This is a genomic window from Streptomyces sp. NPDC046335, assembly GCF_055587985.1.
Genome location: NZ_JBVJFF010000001.1, coordinates 496,119 through 513,391 on the forward strand (window position 1 = coordinate 496,119; position 17,273 = coordinate 513,391).

Below are 17,273 nucleotides of genomic sequence, written 5' to 3' on the forward strand. Positions count from 1 at the left end.
CATGAGGAAAGCCCCGGCCGTATCGGCTCGGGGCGTGAGGGCGGGCAGGGTCAGGCGATGCGCTGGTACAGGAGCCGGGTTTGGTTGCCGCCGCGGAGGATGCAGTTCACGGCGGCGGCGGTTGCCTGGGCGAACTGCATGGTGACCGGTGTGATGGTGCCGTCGGTGACGAACGTCCCCTGGTCGTAGGCGGAGTAGAACGAGTCCGTTGGCGTGCCCGTCGTGGCGCCGCCTGCGAGCCGGTCCGTGGTGTTGCCTGGTCGCCGGAAGATCACGGTTGCGCCCGCGTTGAACGTGCCGGTCGCGTCGACCGATCGGGCCTGCGTGAATGACGCGAACGTTGCCCCTGCGGCGTTCCAGTTCCACTTGAAGTCGCCGGCGCCGTCGGCGCTGTAGGAGACCAGCAGCGTGTACCAGTAGGTGGCGTTGGGTTCGGGGGTGAAGACGATCTCCGAGGCGACGTAGGCCGTCGAGTTGTTGACGGTCTGGTCGTTCTCCTGCATGACCAGCCGCATGTTGCGGCCGTTGAGGCCGTCCGCGGTGAGGGCCTGCCCGGCGAACCACTGAGGAAAGGACATCGGGCCTCCTAGAGCGCGACGGGGGCGGGCTGCGCGAGCGACACCGCGGTGCCCGCCGTCTGCGCCTTGACGACGGTGTTGATGCTGCGGGTGGCCGTTACGCGCTGCGGGGTGATGACCTCGAAGTTGTCGCAGGACGCGACCGGGGAGACGTTGGTGTTCCCGGCGAAACCGGACACGGTGGTGCCCACACGGCCGGTCTCGATGGGGTTGGTGGTCACGGTGGCTTCGTGGTGCCATCGCTCTGGTTCGGACTTGCCGACGGGCCAGACCCGCATGAGGATGCGGTGGCCGATCAGGCGTACCCGCATCTCGAACTCGGCGCCCGCGGTGTACGTGCCGGGCAGCTGCGGGCTGCCGCCGATCTGGGTGGTGTCGCGGGTGATGGAGGCGAAGAGCAGTCCGCCGGTGCCGAAGTGGATGCGGGCCCGGTAGTAGTTCAAGGCGTCGACGTACCGCAGCAGCACGCCGGGGACCAGGCTGGCGCCGGTGGCGACCTGGTTCACGGACAGCCGGGTGCGGATCTCGCAGTCGCCAACGGCCTGCGGAAGGATCTGGAAGCGCAGGGTGGAGATGGCGGACGGCATGGCGACCAGGCCGCGCGTGCCATCGACCGAGCGTTCCGAGGTGGTTCCCTGGTCCAGAGTCCAGGTTTGCCCGCCGGTGCTGGTGCCCCAGCTGCCCGCGGCGACGCTGCGGGTGAACGTGTCGTAGCTCAGCGGCTTGATGGCCGTGGCGCGGACAACCTCGCCGCCGAGCCGCAGATCGAAGGGGAAGTGCGTGGGGTAGACCCCCGTCAAACCTTCGGTGTTGATCCACTGGGCGTGGCCGAGGATCTCGTCCTGCGGGGTGTGCACGAGTAGCTCGGTGGCGCTGCTGGTGACGTCGGCGACCAGCTGTGAGCCGCTGGTGTCCAGCCGGTTGGGCCGGTTGGGGCCGGCGGTCGAGGCGTCGCCCGGGGGCAGCTGGGCGACGGTCCAGGGCGACCCCGGGCTGGCGTTGAGCTCGACGTCCCAGTCGTACATGCCGACCGTTTCGGTGCCGCCCTCGGCGATGAGCTGGATCTGGTCGGGGGGCAGCCAGGCGGGCGGGTTGTCGATGGTGACCCTGTCACCTAGGCCGAGGGCGGCGACCTGGTCGGCCAGGTCCGGGTTGGCGGCCAGGTCGATGTGCACCATCGGGTAGCGGGCCTCGTCCACGGTGCCCAGGTGGACGCGCCAGCCTGCCTGGTCGGGCAGCTGGTCGTCGCGGGCGACGTTGACGGTGACGCCCTCGTCGTAGACGCCGACCCCGTCCGGGTCCTGGTCGGGGGTGCTGGTGTTGAGCGGGCCGGTGGTCTTGGCGTAGCGGGCTTCTCCGCCGTCCTCGCGCTTGGCGGTGACGTGGTTGCGCAGGCCCTGGTCGTCGTCGGTGGGCTCCAGTGGCTCGGAGACGTGCCCGGCGGTGTAGCTCAGGGCGAAGACGGGTGAGCCGATGTCGACGTAGGCGGTGTGGCTCATCAGGACGGTGCCGTCGCGGTATCCGGTGCCGGTCAGGGCGATGGTGTGCCCGTCGTCGCGCACGCGCATGGTGCCGTACTGGCGCCGTCCTGCGATCGAGCCGATGTCGTACTCGACTCCGGTGGACCAGGACCCGGCGTCCATGCCCGCGAACATGAACATCGGGAAGCGGCCGTTGGCGTTGTTCGGCCCGGAGCAGATGGACAGGGCGTGCATGTCGGCGGTCATGAACAGCATCCGGTCCAACCATCCGGTGTCGCCGAACATCTGGACCATCTCGGCGCGTTCGTAGGAGAAGGACTCCCAGGTGTCCGAGCCGCCGACCCAGCGAGAGGGCGACTGCCACACCAGAGCCTCGGCCGAGGTGGTGGTCAGCAGGTTCTCGATCCACGCCTTCTGGGCGGTGCCCAGCATCGTCTTGGCCGGGGTCAGCGGGTTCGCGTTGGGGTCGCGGAAGCTGCGCACGTCGGAGGCGATGTACAGGACACGGCCGACCTGCCACGACTGGTAGATCCCCGCCGGATCGGCGAGCGGGTAGTGCGGCACGCACTCGCGGTACGCCTGGTTCGCGGCGGGATTGCCCGCGGAGGTGCGGTCGGAGTTGTTCGGCCCGAAGTCGTGGTCGTCCCACACGTAGGTGATCGCCTGCTCGCGCAGGAACATGCCTTGGCGTGCTGCCGGGTTGAAGCCGAGCGCGTAGTTGTGGGTGTCGTCGTAGGCAGCCCGGTACAGGGCGGGGTCGTTGGTGGCGATGTTGCGGTAGTGCAGATCCCCCAGGTGGGAGAACCACGCCCACTCTTCCGTGCGGGACTGGGCGCGCATGGTGTCGAAGACGGGGTTGTTGCTGACGGCGCTGGTGACGGTGCCCTCGTCGCCGTCGCCGGTCAGTCCGGCGTCGCCTGCTGCTCCGAAGATGTAGTTCAGCGGCTCGCCGGCGGGGCCCGGGTGGGTGCGGAAGGTGCCTTTGTAGGAGGTGTTCAGGCCGCCTGCGTCGACGACGTACCAGTAGCGGGTGTCCGGGTCCAGGCCGCTCACGGTGAACGCCAGGATGCCCTCAGCGGTGGCGGTGACCGGGCCGATGACGGCGGCGCCGGTCATCGCCTCGTTGTCGGCGACCAGGACGGAGCCGTTGGTGGGCGGCGCGGTGTCGGCGATGATCCGTACCGAGGTGTCGGTGAGGGCCCCGGACCATGCGCTCTTGACGTCGAAAGCCACGGCTCATCCCCCTTGGTTGTACTTGGATCTTTGGGTGCGGAAGGCGAGCCCGGCCACGGCCCGGGATTCGTAGATGACGCCGCCGTCCACGTCGGACGCGGTCTGTAGCAGGTCCAGGAACGTGCCGGGGTGCTGCGGGCCCATCTGCGGCGTCTCGTCGAGGTTGCCGACCACTTGCAGTGGCACGTTCTGCTCGGCGCACAGGCGCTCGATTCGCCGTCCGGCGAGCTCGCGGACGTAGCCCCGCATGGCTTTCCAGGTGTCGATGGCCAGGGGCGGGGTGGCCCCCCAGTAGGCGATGTGCCCGACGTTGACGGCGACGGTGTTGGTGTCCGTGATGTTCGTGGTCCAGCGCATGGTGAAGCGGCCGAGCGGCCGGTAGGGGACCGCCCGGCTACCGGAGGCCTCGGCGACGCCGTCGATGTACAGGGTCCAGCCGATCGAGCCGGAACCGGCGTCCGCGACGGATAGCCGGATGTGGTGGGCGCTGCCGTCGAACACGATGGGCGCGGACACGTTCGCGAGCATTGAGGTGGAAGAGGTGCCGTCGCCCTTGTCGGTGACGTGCAGCTGCACAACCTTGCTGAAGGAGACAGTCAGGACCTGCCACTGAGTTTGGGTGGTGGTCGTCGTCTGCTGTCCGGTGTCGAGCAGCTCGAACGCGGTCAGGTAGTCCTGGCCGCTGCTGGCGATGGTGTACTCGGCGGACCAGCCGCCCGTGGGGCGCGCCCGCACCGGCGCGGTCAGCAGGCCCTCGGTGTCGTCGGGACACTCCACGACCGGCTCCAGCCACGAGCCCAGCACGCCTTTTCCCCAGTTCGGCTGCCCCTGGTAGAAGGATCCGGCCGAGCCGATTGCCCGCATGGGCTGGCTGCCCTGCACGATCTCGGAGCCGTGGCGGGCGTCCTCGCCGTCCGTCAGCGGCCAGTACGAGAGTGGGGCGTGCTTCTCGATGTGACGCCGCAGCGTGTCGAGCACGGCGGGCACGCCCTGGCTCAGGCGCCGGCGGATGCCGTTGGCTTGCACGCCCACGTAGACGTCCTTGCCGGAGAGGTCCCAGCGGGTGGGCCAGCTGGAGACGTGCCCCTCGAAACGTATCGACTCCAGGCCGGTGGGTGTGGTGACGCTGATCCGCAGGGGGGTGTTGCGCCCCAGCTGCCCGTAGTAGGGGCTGTTGGGGTTCTTCGGGCTGTACTTCCCGGACCTGTTGTTGATGGTCAGCGGGCACTTGATGGTGTCGGCCTTCGACGCCCAGTCCTGGCGTCCCCAGGTGATCTGGATGCGGTTGCGCAGGTAGACGTCCGAAGTGATGTCCACCCAGGTGCCGCCCAGGTACAGGGCGATGGCCACGGCGAGGGGGGTCTGCGGGAACGCCACAGCTACCGCCTCCCGTTGCCGAACGCGGCCTGCACGTCGCCGCCGCCCTCGACCTGCACCATCTGTCGGATCGCGCGCAGCCAGTTGTCGTAGGCGCCGCTGGTCTCGTAGCGGATGGTGATGGTGCCGCCGCCCCCGCCCATGCGCGACAGGGGCGTGACGCCCGCACCGCGCGGCAGGGACAGCAGTTCCGGGCCCTGCTCGCCGACCATGGCCATACCGGCACGGTTGATCAGGCCGCCCTTGGCCAGGTAGGGGATGTTCGGGGTGGAGATGGTGACCTTGGGGATGTCGACGCCCATGAACGAGCCGCCGCCGATGGAGAACCCGAAGCCGTTCCACTTGCCGATCACCCAGTTGATCGCCGACTTGAACGCGTTCTTCACGCCGCTGAACATGCCTTTCACGGCCCTGCCGATCCGGCCCGGCAGACCGCCGACGAACCCGACGAAGTCGTTGAACTTGCCGCGCGCCGCGCTGATGGCCCCGCCGACCACGGACCGGATCTTGGAGCCCGCAGTCGAGAACGCGCCGACGATCTTGTCCCGGACGACGCCCGCGGCGCCGGGGATGGTCTGGGTGAAGAAGCGGCCGATGGGCAGGAACACCTTGTCGCGCATCCATGCGTAGGCCGTGCCCACGCCGGAGCGGATGCCGCCCCAGGCGTTGCGCCAGAGCGTCTGGAACCAGGTCGTCTTGGTGGCGATCACGATGATCACGGCGACCAGGGCGACGATGATGGCGATGACCCAGACCATCGGGTTGGCGGCCATCGCGGCGTTCCACAGCCACTGGGCGCCGGTGGCGATCGTCGTCGCTGCCGTCCACGCCGCCTGAGCTGCCGCCCAGGCCATCATGCCGCCCTTGATGGCCAGCACCGCGATGGCGAGGCCGCCCAGGGTGTAGGCGAGCGGCTCCATGACGGTCTTGTTCTGGGTGGCGAAGGTGATGAACGTCCCGGAGATCTCCGCGAGCTTGGCGATGGACGTGCGCTTGAAGGACTCCAGCGCGGCCTTGGGGTTGTCGCCCACGGTCTTGGTCATCTTGTCGGCGGCCCCGCCGACCTTGCCCAGGGACTCGACAGCCTTGGAGGGGTCCAACGAGTACAAGGCGTCCCCGAGATCCTCAGCCTGGGTGCCGAACAGGGCGACGGCAGCCTTGGAGCGCTCGACCGGGTCCTTGATGTTGCGCAGCCGGTCGAGGGTCTCGTCCAGGGCGCCGGACGCGGACTTGCCGCCCTTTCCGATCTTGGCGGCCATGTCGTCGGCGTTCAGGCCGATCATCTTGAAGCCCTCAGCGGTGCTCTCGCTGCCGTCGATGGCTCTGATGGAGAACTCCTTGATGGAGTCCGCGACGACGTCGGCGTCCCGCGCGCCGCCCTTCAGCCCCTGGGAGAGCAGACCCATCGCGGTCTTGCCGTCCAAGCCGAACTTGCGCCACTGGGTGCCGTACTCATTCACGGTGTCCAAGAGATCGTCGGCTTTGTTGGCGCCGGACTGGAAACCGCGGGTGAGGATGTCGAACGCCTCGTCCGCGTTCTTGGCCAGGCCCGTCTTGAGCATCTGCCCGACGGCCGACGTGGTGGGCCCGACCTCCTGTCCGAACGTCTCGGAGAGAGCGAGGGCCTTGGTGGTCAGGCCCTCTATCCCGCCCTTGGCCTTGGAGGTGTCCCCGATGTTGGAGTAGACGCCCTTCACGGCCTCGTTGACGGTCTCGATCGAGTCGCCCCAGGCGTTCTGGTAGACGCTCGCCGAGACCTTGGACAGCTCGGCGGCCTTGGCCGGGCCGATGCCCAGCTGCGCGGCGAGCTTGTCGCCCGCGGCCTCCATGTCGAGGTTGGCGGCCACGCCCACGCCGAGTGCGGCGGCGACGCCGGCGCCGATACCGGCCGCCGCGGTGGAGATGCGCTCCTTGAAGCGCTCCACCGTGGGCGACGCGTTGTCCGTCGCGACCAGGTTGAACACCAGAGAGGTGTCGCTCACGGCCCGACCTCCCTACTTCATCTTCGCTGCGGCCTCGTCCTGGGCCTTCTCGTAGGCGTCGAGCCAGTCAAGGACGTGGTCGGTCTGCTCAACCGTCATCAGGTCCCACTGCCAGGGGCGGATGCCGAGCAGGTGGGCCGCGTCGCCCAGTCGCCTTATCCGGCGACGGGCAGACTCGCTTTTCCCTCGTCGTCCGGGTCCTCGAACGCCTCAGCGATCTCCTCGTCCAGCTGCTCCAGGGCGGTGGCGAGCTCATCGCCGTGCAGCTTCTCGGCGACCTGCGCCCGCATCTCGCGCAGCTCGCCCGCGGAGTAGGCCAGGTCGAGCTCGTCCCACTGGAACTGGACGTCCTCGTAGCGGGTCTTGGGGTGCTCACGGCGCAGGAAGACGTACAGCAGGGCGCGGCGGCACAGGCTGTTGCCCTTCAGGACGCGGGTGGTGAACTCGGAGAAGTCGTAGCCGGTGCGCCGCTCGATGTCCTCGCGCTCGGGCGTCATCAGCTTCTTGGGGTTGTACTTCCAGCGCTGCGGCTCGTCCGTGCCCTCGGGCGTGTAGATCAGGTACATCGGGGTCCCCCTCCTATCGGACCCGCGACGCGATGCGCTGGGCCATGTCGGTCATGGCGGACTCGACCGCCTCCTTGTAGATGGCCTCGCGGCCCGTGAACGAGCGGTCGAACCACTCCAACTTGCCGCGCTGCTGGATCCACACCTCGCGGTTGCCGAAGACGGGGTGACGCCAGCCGGACGCGCGGTTGGTGCGCTTGGGCGCGTTGGGGAAGCCGCGGACGTTCTTCGTCTTGAACGCCTTCACGCGGGCGCCGGACCAGCGTCCGCCCAGCTTCACCTCGGGCCGGATCTTGCGGGCGATGGAGGAGCGCAGGGCCGGTCCGGTGCGCATGCCGCCGGAGGAGACCATGCCCATGATGCTGCTCTTGGCCTGCGCCGCCCCGGGCTTGAGGGCCTCGCGCATGTTCTTCGCGAGATCCTTGCGCAGCGCCTTGCCGTCCTCTTCTGCGCGGATGGCACGCACCAGGGAGTCCAGGCCCTCGTGCGTGCAGCGCAGATCGAACGGCGGCTCTCCGGCCATCAGGCGGTCGCCCTGGTGACCACACCCGAGGTGGGGTAGCCCACCGACACGGACGCCTCGTCGCCGACGGAGCCCTCGATGGGGTTCCAGCCGTTGATCAGGATGCTGCCGGAGTACTTCGGGTTGGCGGCGCCGACGGCGGCCTGGGAGAGCCGCACCTCGAAGGGGACGACCGTGCCGAGCAGCGGCCACATGATCGAGTCGATCTTTGTGGCGGCGACGTCCTGCAGAAACTCCAGTCCCAGCTCACCGGACTTCAGCCCGCCCAGGACTTCCTTCCACCCCTGGGAGGCGTAGGTCGTCACGTCCTTGTCCTCGACCTCCGTGGACAGCTCGGCCTTGCGGCAGTACTCGGTCATGTCGGTGCTGTTGAGGCTGACGAACTCCGCCAGCAGAATCATCTTGGGCATGGGTGATCACCAGATCCCGATAGAGGAGACGAACAGGAACGAAGGGGTGGTGCCGGTGATCGTCCACGCGATCCGCCACCAGGTGTCCGTGATGGCGGTGCCATCGGTACGCAGCACCTGCCCGCCCACCGCGGTGGCCGCGGCGAAACTCAAGCGCGTGGTCGGTGACGCGAACCCCGTGGCGTCGTCCGACTCGATCCGGGCCGTGATGGTCGGCGTCGCCGTACCGGCCAGGGACACCACATGCAGGGCCGCGTACAGGCGGTTGCCCGCCGTGACCGCGCCCAGGTTCATCGACGTGCCGACCCCGGTGGCGGTGCGCGCGGTACCCGGCGGATGGGCGAACTGTCCGCGTACCAGCGGCCACGATGACTTGGCGGTGCCGGTCCAGGGGGCGACCTCGCCCACCGCGTCGCCGAGTTTGTAGTCGGCGCGCAGCGCGTTGGTGAAGTAGGACAGGCTGCCGACGGCCGCGCCTGCGGGGCCGATCGACCAGGGGCCGAGGCCGCCGAGGGATTCCCAGGAGTGGTCATCGACCTTGCCGGGGTCTCCGGCCTCCCACTGGCCCTCGCCGGAGATCTCGGCCGAGGCGAGTCCGCCGAGGATCTCCTTCCAGCCCTGGGAGGCGTAGTTGGTGGTGTCCTTGTCCTCGACCTCGGCGGAGATCTCCACCTTGTTGGAGTGTCCGGTCAGGTCGGCGCCGCCGGTGAACAGCCGCACGTCGGTCAGCACGAACTTACTCATCAGCTGCTCCCGTCCCCAATGACTTTGATCATCAGCTCGGCGCCGATGTAGGTGGTGCCTTCGTGCTCGTACCAGCGGTATCCCTGCACCCGCATCACGTGCAGGTCATCTGCCAGGCCCCCCAGGGCCAGCTCTCCGGGGGCGCCGCGGGCCACTTCGATCGCCGTCTTCAGCGAGGCCGGGCCGGAGCCGGACAGCAGGGAGTCGAGGATCCGCTGGGCGGCCCGGTCATCGGCGCGGCCGACCAGGACGCGGCAGGTGAACTCGAGTTGGTCGGTGCCGCGGCCGAATGTCTTGTCGAAGGTGACCTCGACCTCGGCGACGAAGAAGTGCGGGGCAGCGATGGCGTCCGGGGTGTAGCCGGTGGTCGTCAGCTTGCCGATGCCCGCGGGCAGGACGACGGTGCGGGCCGCGGCCGCGATGGCGTTGCGGACCAGGGAGATTTGCATGCCGTCCCTCCTAGGCGAAGCCGGGCAGGATGAACGGCTCGATCAGGTTCCACACGTCCGGGTCGCGGCGGGAGAGCCGCACCACGCCCCACTCGGCCGAGCCGGTGATGCCCTCGGCGGAGTCCTTGCGCTTGTAGAGGCGGGCTGCCTGGATGAGCGCGGCCTCGGTGATGTCGTCCGGTACGGCAGGCCAGCCGAACTGTGCGGTGATCCGGGCGCGGGCACTGGCGTTGCCCCACGTGCCGCTCACGCGCAGCAGGCCGGTGATGGGCTGCCCGTCCAGCAGGGCGTTGTCCGGGCTCGTCTCGTAGCCGGTGACGGCCGTGAACGAGCTGCCCGAGCCGGTCTCGACGACCAGGCCCGTGATGACGCCGATGTCGTCGACCAGGAGCAGGTCGCCGTCGTCCTCGCGCACCACCCGGCCGCGCGTGCGGTAGGTGCGCTGCACGGCCTCGGGGTCGAGCCAGAAGCGGCGGCCACACGTCTTGTCGATGCTGCGGGAGGCGGCGGACAGCGCCTTGTCCAGCAGCGTGTCCCGGCTGGTGTCGGCGGCCTCGAGGCCCAGCCTCTCCTTGAGCGTGACCCGGTCGCCGTACTCGTTGGCCACGTCAGGTCTTCTCCGGGCCCCGCTGGCGGCGGCCCTTGGGCGGCGTCGAGCGTGACACCGGTGCGGCGGACTTCTCGTCGGCCGGCGGCGTGTGGCCACGGCGGGCCAGCTGCTCGTCGACCTGGGCAACCCGTTCGGTCAGGCCGCGCTGGATGAGCCCTTCGCGCTCCCGCAGCAGGGCGGCGATCATCGTGTCCTCGGTCATTGCTTCGCTCCCAGGCGATGGAGGGTGGGCGCACGCAGGGCCCGCCCCTGGTGTGGAGCGGGCCCCGCGTGGCGGTGGATCAGAGGCCGGTGAACGTCGGCGGGACCAGGCCGGTGCCGCCGATCTTCCGGGCGTGCGGCTGGCGCTGGAAGGTGAAGGCGTAGTAGCCGTACACCACCATCAGGACGCCGAGGTTGGCGGCCTTGGCCTGCTCGGCGCGGATGTAGACCGGGGCGTCGGGGTCCTCCCAGAGGTGGCATTCCTGCCGGTCCACCAGGTAGATCTCGTCCTCGTTGGTGCCGGCGCCCAGGTTCGTGGCGATGTTGTTGTCCACGATGACCGGGGTGCCGTTGGGCAGGATGCCGCGCACGCCGCGCCCATACGCCTCGGCGTAGTTCGCGCCCAGGGTCTGCGCCACGACACCCGGCTGGGTGATCAGCGGGTACGAGGTGCCCATGGCGTTCTGCATCCAGTACCAGCGCCGGGAGTGCATGACGGCGAGGTTGTCGCCGGACGCCTGGTCCAGGAGCGCGGACTCGACGCCCGACAGTCCCTCGATCACCTTGGGGTACAGCTCCGCCGTGGTCGGCGTGGCGTCCGTGTAGGCGACCGCGGTGGCCGCGGCCGACAGGCCCACCGTCGCCAGGTTCAGCATGGTGGTGTCCAGGCGGCTGCCGTAGGCGCGGAACAGGTCGTCCAGGATGACGTCCTCGACGCCGGCGCCCCGCTCGATGGACTGGCGGGACGCGGTCTGCTGCCCGGCAGCGGTACGGACAGGGATCGACAGCGCCGTGTCGTCCATGTTCGTCTCGGTCACTGCGTCGTTCTCCGCCGCCTGGTTGTCGACGCCGGATCCCGTGGTGATGCGGGAGATCTCCACCGTCATGCCCGTGGGCGGCAGCGTGTGGCGACGGCAGGCGTCGGCGAACGGCCGGTTCGTGCGGGCCAGCGGCGCGTACATGTCGGTCAGGTACTGCGGGATGACCAGGCCAGCGAACGCGCCCGTTCCCACCGCGCGGATCTGCTGCCCGCGCTCGACGCGCTCCTCCTGCATGTGGCGAGAGAGTCGCGCCTGCGCCTCGTAGTCCCCGAGGAACGCGGCCCTCACGTCGTACTGGAACTGCGCGCCACGCCGGTCCTGGTCGGCCCGGTAAGTGCGCTCATCCTGGCCGACACGGTGCACCTGGTCGTAGGCCGGGGCACGGTTGGCCGCGGGCACGGTGCGCGCCTGGAGGGCGGCCACCTCGTCCTCGCGGACCTGCTCGGCCTCCAGTGCGGCCAGGGCCTCCTGCCGTCGGGTGACCTCGGCGTCGGCCGTGTCGCGGGTGGCGACCCGGGCGGCAACCGCGTCCTCGGTCAGGTTCTCGTCGGAGCGCAGCGCCATCAGCGCGTCCTGCTCCTGCTGTCGTGCAGTGATCGCCGTGTCCAGCGCGGTGCGCGCCTGGGCGATCAGGTCAGCGAGCGTCATGGCTCAGCTCTCCTTGGTCGATTCAATCCAGACGCCCCGGTCCAGGTCAGACGGCCACCCGAGGCATGGCGCCGGGTGGGCTCGTGCGCGCGAGAGCGCAGGGCAGCATCCCGCCGGGCGGCGGGAAGATCAGGGGGTCAGCGGGCGAGTGCGATCTCAAGGAGCGCGCGGGCCCGGCTCTTCGCCGGCGCGGGCTCCTGCCGCAGGCTGCTGACGGTGTAGGGGTTGGCGCCGTAGCCGACGATGGCGACGTCGCCGCGGTGGATGTCGTACCGGTTGATGCGGTACTCGGTGTAGTCCGGGGACCACTGGCCCGACTCGATGCGGAACGCGAACGACATCTCGTCGACGAGGCCGGACCGCAGCTTGGGCGCGATGTACGCCACGTCGTAGTCGGCGGGGTCCAGCTGCGGGGCGCGCACCGACAGTCCGGTCTCGTCCTCGGACAGCAGCAGCGTCCCGGTGGTGGTGCGGGCCAGGCGGCGCAGCTGGTCGTGGCCGAGCACGAGCGGCACGTCCAGGTCCGCGCGGGCCAGGGAATCCGTACCGGCCCCCGCTGAGACGACCTCGGAATAGGGACCGAACATGTCCCACATCTCGTAGCTCTGCTCGTACACCGTGGCGTGGCCCAGGAACTCCAGGGCGCCGCCCTCGCCTGCCTCGCGGACCTGCACACCGGACAGCGCCGCGCGCACCGTGGCGCGCGAGCCGCTCTGTTCGGCGCTGCGCCGCTGAGAGGGACGGTCGGCGCGCTGGCGCACCTGCTGAGCACGGGCCGCAGCTGCGGCGAGCGTGGTTACGGTCATGACGTTGCTCCCGTAGCAGCGGTAGGTGGCGTGGGTACGGCGCGCGTGCCGAAGAGCCGGTCGAACTCGGCGAGCTGCTCGTCGGTGAAGGGCGGCAGGTTGTCCAGCGCACGGGCCTCCGAGGGGGCGAGGATGCGCGTGGTGATCCGTGCGCCGATGGTGCGGGCGCGGGCCTCGGGATCCATGCGCAACAGCGCGTCGGTGTTGAGCTTCACGAACCGCGGGCCGGGCACCAGGAAGCGGCTGAACGCGTTCTCCCTGCGCCCCACCGCCGGACCCAGATGCATGATCAGAAACTGCAAGTTGCGCTGCGTGATGCTCGCGTAAGTGATGCTGCTCCCGGACACCGCCGCATCGATCATGTCGCCGGGGCAGCCGAAGAACCGCGCGATGTCACTCAGCCCGTACTGCCGGGCTTCGATGAATGCGGACTGGGAAGCAACGGCCTGGATCGGCTTGTACTCCCAGTCGTTGCCGTGGACGAACAGATCACCCGTCGACACCGCGGCCTTGAACTGCTCGCGGGCGACACGCGCTTCACCCTTGTCGATCTTCTTGGCGGTGTTCTTCAGCTCGGCCATCGGAACCGCGCCGCCGGCGAACCAGTCACGGGCGAACTCCTGCGCGTTCAGGGACTCTTCGATCGTCCACGCCGCATACGCCACCGGGGACAGCCCCAGGGGTAGACCAGCCACGGTGTACTGCTTCTCGTGCCAGATGTCCCACGGCTCGTACTCCTTGCCCGCGATGACGAACTTCAGGATCTGCGAGCCGTTCGCGCGGACGGTGACGTCTCCCAGCGCCACCAGCTCGACCCGCGCGGGCAGCCCGCGCCCGTCCGGGCCGATCACGCCCGACCGTTCGGTGATGATGCCGAAGCAGTTGCCCGCCCGGTCGAGGTCGACCTGGCTGGAGTACAGCCATTCGGGCAGGCCGACCTGAGCGCCGCCAGGAGAGACCAGGACAGGAGGCTTGGGCACCTCCACCTGGATGCCGTTGACCCGCCGGTAGACGTCCACCGGCATCGTCGACACCAGGTCCGCGCGCAGCCGCAGGCATGCCCACACCGCGCTGTGCCGCAGCGCCGAGTCGTTGGTGACGTGCACGCCGCCTGTGCGCTGCTCGCGGGCCCGCGCCATCAGGTCCTCGGCGCTGGTGATCTGTGCGCTGCGGGTGAATGCGTGCCTCAGCTTGGACCAGGCGCCCATGGCCTGCCCTCCCCTCACGCGAACGAGTCCGCGACGTCGTAGTCCTCGATCACGTGCGGGCCCCGGATCAACAGCGCCCAGCGGGCGAACGTCGCCGCGCAGAACGGGCTGATCTCGGTAATGGAACTGGTGCGGTCCAGCGTCCAGGCGTCCCCGTTCTTACGGGTCCTGGCGCCGTTCACGGCCGCGGTCAGCGGCACTTGGTCGATGTGCCGCACGGTGCTCTGGTTCATGGCGTCGGCCATCTGCCCGCACGCCTCGACGACGTCTCCAGTACGCATCACGATCAGGTCGCCGCGCTGCGGGTGCTCCTTGTCCTTGGGTACGTCGATGCCCGCGGCCACCAGGTCGTCGATAAGCGATCCGGCCGGTGTGCCCACGGAGGCGATTGCCACGACCACGGGATTCCACAGCTTGTGCAGCTTCACCACCGCGGGCACCACCCAGTCCGTGCCGGGGCGGCGGGCCACGACCTCGACGTGCACCTTGCCGTCCGGCCGCAGTGAGGCCACCGAGATTGAGGCGTGCGCCCGGTCCTGCGACACGTCGATGGCGAAGGCCACGTCACGGGTCGGCCTACTCTCGGCGTCGACCATGCCCGGCCACTTGCTCTTGGGCACGTTTGGGTCCACAGGCGGTGTCGGCTTGCGGGTGCGGTTCAGATACGCCCGGTCGAACTCGGCCGGGTCCATCTTCCCCAGCTCGGCCCGGATGACGTCCACCGTGACCGTGTGGCCCAGCGCGGGCAGCGTCGCGTACCAAGTCGCCGGGTCATCGCGCGGCATGTCTTCGGGGGCGAACCACTCGAAGTACGCGACCCGAGGACGCTGCGCCGCGGCGTCCTCTGCCAGCACGGCGAAGAACTCCTCGATCAGCTTCCGGCCCGCCTCGCGCTTCTTGTTGAGCCACACCGACTTGGTCGTGCCGCCCGCGGACGCCCACCACAGCTGAGCCATCTTCCGCGTGAGCATTGCCGGACTGAACGCCTGCTCCAGCCGGTCGTCTTCGTGCGCGAACGCCTCGTCGATGAACCCCATGTCGAGCGGTGGCCCGTGGCCGGCCTTTTCCGTGTTCGCAGTGATGCCCATCTTCGAGCGCGTCGCGGGCCACAGGATCGCCTCGTTGCCGTTGGACTTGCGGATGCGCGCCCGCTTGCGGAGGTCCGAGCCCGAGATCTTCTCCCAGAACTCGTCCTCCCAGCGCTGCCGGGCCATGCCCCGGGTCTGCGCTGCGTAGACGATGTTCTGCCGTTGCCACGCCATCGCCCGGTGAACCTGCGCGCCCAGGCACAGCTCGGTCTTGCCCTGTTGGCGGGAGACCGAGATGCCGACCTCGCGGTGGGCGAACAGCCCGGTGTCCGGGTCGATCTCCAAGGCGACGTCAGAGACGTACTTCTGCCACGGCATCGGCGGCGCGCCGAGCTTGGTCATGACCTTCCACAGCTTGGGCCCGAGCGAGGGCCGGTCCGGATGACGCGGCGTGCCCCAGCGCGGCGGGCACTGCAGTCCGTACCGCTCGCGCAGATCCTCGGCGACCTCAGTCGGGGCTCGCCAGGTCTCCGAGGTCGTCGTCATCGTCAGCGGCCCGCCCCTCCAGCAGCTGGGCGAGCGTCTGGCGGAGCTCGCGGTTCAACTGGGGGAGGCTGCGGGCGTCGTCCTGCACGGGGATTGGCTCGCCGCACGTCTCACACTCGGCGGAGGATGCCCCGTCGATCTCGCGGGCGAGCCGGTAGGCCATCTCCGACAGCGAAGGCTCGACACCGACCAGGTCGCCGAGCTCCCGGATGTCGTCGCGGACCGCTTGCTCGACGGGACCCATGACGCCCCCTTCCATGATCGTTCCGACGAGATCGGCCCGGGGGGAGAAAAATAAAAGCTGGGCGCGGGGTTGGGATATGTCCGTTTCCAAAAAATCTTGGGCCACCCCAGATCAGGGGCCCGCGAACCAATCCACTGAGGTGATCAGCTGCTGCACCTCTGCGAGAGGGCGGGCGCCCTTCTCGTTGTTGCACTTGCGCAGGCAGACAGGGCAGCCGTTCACGCCGTGGATGGGAGCGAGGTTGTCGGGGTCGAGCTTCGCCCCGCCCTTGGCGACCGGGTGGATGTGGTCGACGGCCTCGGCTGCACCATGGCCGCACACGATGCACACGTCGGACTCCGCGAGAATGCGGGCGCGCACCTTGCGGTAGTCGTAGCTGACCAGGTCGGTACGTCCAGCCATGACCTTCCCCCTCATGCGAGAGCCCGGCCTCACGCGCGTGAGGGCCGGGCCGATCTGCTGGCTAGACCTTGCAGAACCCCAAGGCCTTCAGCGCCTCGTTGATGGCCTTGGCCTCAGCCTCAGAGGCCCTGTGCTCGCTGGTGGAGAAGCGGGCTTGCGCGGTCACGTCGGCCTTGCCACCACCGTTGATGGTGGCGCACTGGTTGCGCGCGTTGTCGACGGCCTTGTCCTCGTCGGCGACGAGCGCGGGGTTCACCGCCCTGAGTGCCCTGATGAGTGCGGCTCGCTCAGCGGCGTTGGGCTCGGGCGGGATGCCAGCAGCTTTCTCGGCGTCGCTGTAGTCCTGGGACTTGGTGGCCTTGGGTGCGGTGCTCTTGCTCGGTTCGGCCTTGCCGTCGCTGCCACCATCGTCACTACTGCAGCCGACGAGTGCGAGCGCGAGTACGGCGGTGATGACCGCAGTGGTGGTACGGATGCGCATGGTCCCCCCTGGGATGTTGTGCGTGAAGGGACATCATGCGGTATAGGGAGAAGCCGTGTTGGCGATGCTCCCGAGGCGCGACGAAGCCCCGACCGGGGGGATGTGGTCGGGGCTTCGTGTGCGTCTGCGGTGCCGGTTGAGGGCACAGGTGTTCACCGGGATCGTGACACTGCTCTGACCTGCGCGTCAAGCGGCGGCGCGTGTGGCGCGGCGGGCCTCGTATGCCTGGACATCGGTGAGGGCGTACCAGGGTTGTCGTGGGGTGCTGCCGGGGGCTCTCTTCAGCTCTCCCCGCTCGACGAGCTTGCGCACGGCGGGGAGGCCGACGCCGAGGGCTTGGGCGGTCTGGTGGGCGGTGAGGTAGCCGGGGCGGATGATCTGCGACTCCATGGGGCCATGATGCGGCAGAGCCCCGCCGCGCGGAGTGCCGCGTGGCGGGGTGCCTGCTCGTTAGTTGCAGGGGAAGTGGCTGGGCGGGAAGTAGCCCATGCAGTTCTGGCACAGCTCCAGGGGCGGCTGGTCGTAGCGGAGTGCGGCGAGGTGGCGCGCGACAGCGAAGAGTCGAGAGATCATGGCGGTTCCTGTCTCGTGTGATCGGGATGGGTGGGCCGGGGTGGTCGGGTCGCCTGGCAGCAGTCGGCCGCCCCGGTGTCTAAGTGGGCTGTGAGTCGGGCTCGTTGGTCTCCTCGCGAGGTGCTTGGTAGACGCACATAACCCCGTTCGGATCGAACACCCCTCTCGCGCGTGCACGCCTGCGAGCTGCATCAACGTCGGAATCGGGGGCCACCCCTCTCGGCGGGGGAGTGGCGGACCAATCGGACATGTGCCACGCGTTGTAGGCCCACGCGGGAGGCAGCGCGTACATCAGGTACGGGGCTCGCTGGACCACCGAGCCGTAGAAGACGAGGGCGAAGAGCGAGGCCGCCAGGCGCAGC

20 protein-coding genes are annotated in these 17,273 nt (G+C 69.2%); all 20 read right to left on the reverse strand.

The genetic code is table 11. From position 1 onward, the window contains the following. Window positions 1-50: 50 nt before the first annotated feature. The 20 genes from ACZ6JY_RS02115 to ACZ6JY_RS02210 all read right to left on the reverse strand — a co-directional run bounded on the left by ACZ6JY_RS02115 (window position 51) and on the right by ACZ6JY_RS02210 (window position 16,911). Complete coding sequence (locus ACZ6JY_RS02115) at window positions 51-578, reverse strand: hypothetical protein (RefSeq protein ID WP_469191289.1); 528 nt, start codon at window positions 576-578, stop codon at window positions 51-53. 8 nt (window positions 579-586) lie between these two features. Then, a complete protein-coding gene (locus ACZ6JY_RS02120) occupies window positions 587-3,292 on the reverse strand; it encodes an alkaline phosphatase D family protein (protein ID WP_469191291.1) in 2,706 nt (901 codons plus the stop codon). A gap of 3 nt (window positions 3,293-3,295) precedes the next feature. Next, window positions 3,296-4,669 carry a hypothetical protein gene (locus ACZ6JY_RS02125; RefSeq protein ID WP_469191293.1) on the reverse strand — a complete coding sequence of 458 codons (1,374 nt, stop codon included), beginning with the start codon at window positions 4,667-4,669 and terminating at the stop codon, window positions 3,296-3,298. A gap of 2 nt (window positions 4,670-4,671) precedes the next feature. Next, entirely contained in the window at window positions 4,672-6,651 is a 1,980-nt protein-coding gene (locus tag ACZ6JY_RS02130) for a phage tail tape measure protein (RefSeq protein WP_469191295.1), read from the reverse strand. A gap of 155 nt (window positions 6,652-6,806) precedes the next feature. Further along, window positions 6,807-7,217: a hypothetical protein gene (locus ACZ6JY_RS02135; protein ID WP_469191297.1), complete on the reverse strand. Its 411-nt coding sequence runs from the start codon at window positions 7,215-7,217 to the stop codon at window positions 6,807-6,809. A 13-nt stretch (window positions 7,218-7,230) separates the two neighbouring features. Further along, window positions 7,231-7,740, reverse strand: coding sequence for a hypothetical protein (locus ACZ6JY_RS02140; RefSeq protein ID WP_469191299.1), 510 nt, complete (start codon window positions 7,738-7,740; stop codon window positions 7,231-7,233). Continuing rightward, window positions 7,740-8,150, reverse strand: a complete 411-nt coding sequence (locus ACZ6JY_RS02145) for a phage tail protein (RefSeq protein WP_469191301.1) — start codon at window positions 8,148-8,150, stop codon at window positions 7,740-7,742. Before ACZ6JY_RS02145 ends, ACZ6JY_RS02140 begins: the two co-directional genes overlap by 1 nt. A 6-nt stretch (window positions 8,151-8,156) precedes the next feature. Then, on the reverse strand, window positions 8,157-8,894 hold the full coding sequence (locus ACZ6JY_RS02150; RefSeq protein WP_469191302.1) for a hypothetical protein: 738 nt from the start codon (window positions 8,892-8,894) through the stop codon (window positions 8,157-8,159). Further along, window positions 8,894-9,343: a hypothetical protein gene (locus tag ACZ6JY_RS02155; protein ID WP_469191304.1), complete on the reverse strand. Its 450-nt coding sequence runs from the start codon at window positions 9,341-9,343 to the stop codon at window positions 8,894-8,896. The genes ACZ6JY_RS02150 and ACZ6JY_RS02155 overlap by 1 nt, the downstream gene beginning before the upstream one ends. Window positions 9,344-9,353: 10 nt before the next feature. Further along, on the reverse strand, window positions 9,354-9,950 hold the full coding sequence (locus tag ACZ6JY_RS02160) for a phage gp6-like head-tail connector protein (RefSeq protein ID WP_469191306.1): 597 nt from the start codon (window positions 9,948-9,950) through the stop codon (window positions 9,354-9,356). 1 nt (window position 9,951) lies between these two features. Continuing rightward, entirely contained in the window at window positions 9,952-10,155 is a 204-nt protein-coding gene (locus tag ACZ6JY_RS02165; protein WP_469191308.1) for a hypothetical protein, read from the reverse strand. 79 nt (window positions 10,156-10,234) lie between these two features. Beyond that, window positions 10,235-11,623, reverse strand: a complete 1,389-nt coding sequence (locus tag ACZ6JY_RS02170; RefSeq protein WP_469191310.1) for a hypothetical protein — start codon at window positions 11,621-11,623, stop codon at window positions 10,235-10,237. 137 nt (window positions 11,624-11,760) lie between these two features. Continuing rightward, complete coding sequence (locus ACZ6JY_RS02175) at window positions 11,761-12,429, reverse strand: HK97 family phage prohead protease (protein WP_469191312.1); 669 nt, start codon at window positions 12,427-12,429, stop codon at window positions 11,761-11,763. Then, the gene (locus ACZ6JY_RS02180; RefSeq protein ID WP_469191314.1) at window positions 12,426-13,637 is read right to left on the reverse strand and encodes a phage portal protein; all 1,212 of its coding nucleotides are present in this window, start codon (window positions 13,635-13,637) and stop codon (window positions 12,426-12,428) included. Before ACZ6JY_RS02180 ends, ACZ6JY_RS02175 begins: the two co-directional genes overlap by 4 nt. 14 nt (window positions 13,638-13,651) lie before the next feature. Then, window positions 13,652-15,211, reverse strand: a complete 1,560-nt coding sequence (locus ACZ6JY_RS02185; RefSeq protein WP_469191316.1) for a terminase large subunit domain-containing protein — start codon at window positions 15,209-15,211, stop codon at window positions 13,652-13,654. Then, window positions 15,174-15,455, reverse strand: a complete 282-nt coding sequence (locus ACZ6JY_RS02190) for a hypothetical protein (RefSeq protein WP_469191318.1) — start codon at window positions 15,453-15,455, stop codon at window positions 15,174-15,176. Before ACZ6JY_RS02190 ends, ACZ6JY_RS02185 begins: the two co-directional genes overlap by 38 nt. Window positions 15,456-15,566: 111 nt before the next feature. Next, window positions 15,567-15,857 (reverse strand): HNH endonuclease, encoded by a 291-nt coding sequence (locus tag ACZ6JY_RS02195; RefSeq protein ID WP_469191320.1) that lies wholly within the window; start codon window positions 15,855-15,857, stop codon window positions 15,567-15,569. A 61-nt stretch (window positions 15,858-15,918) separates the two neighbouring features. After that, complete coding sequence (locus tag ACZ6JY_RS02200) at window positions 15,919-16,338, reverse strand: hypothetical protein (RefSeq protein ID WP_469191321.1); 420 nt, start codon at window positions 16,336-16,338, stop codon at window positions 15,919-15,921. Window positions 16,339-16,524: 186 nt separating this feature from the next. Further along, window positions 16,525-16,728 (reverse strand): hypothetical protein, encoded by a 204-nt coding sequence (locus ACZ6JY_RS02205; RefSeq protein ID WP_469191323.1) that lies wholly within the window; start codon window positions 16,726-16,728, stop codon window positions 16,525-16,527. Window positions 16,729-16,788: 60 nt separating this feature from the next. Then, complete coding sequence (locus ACZ6JY_RS02210) at window positions 16,789-16,911, reverse strand: hypothetical protein (protein WP_469191325.1); 123 nt, start codon at window positions 16,909-16,911, stop codon at window positions 16,789-16,791. Between the last annotated feature and the right edge of the window lie 362 nt (window positions 16,912-17,273).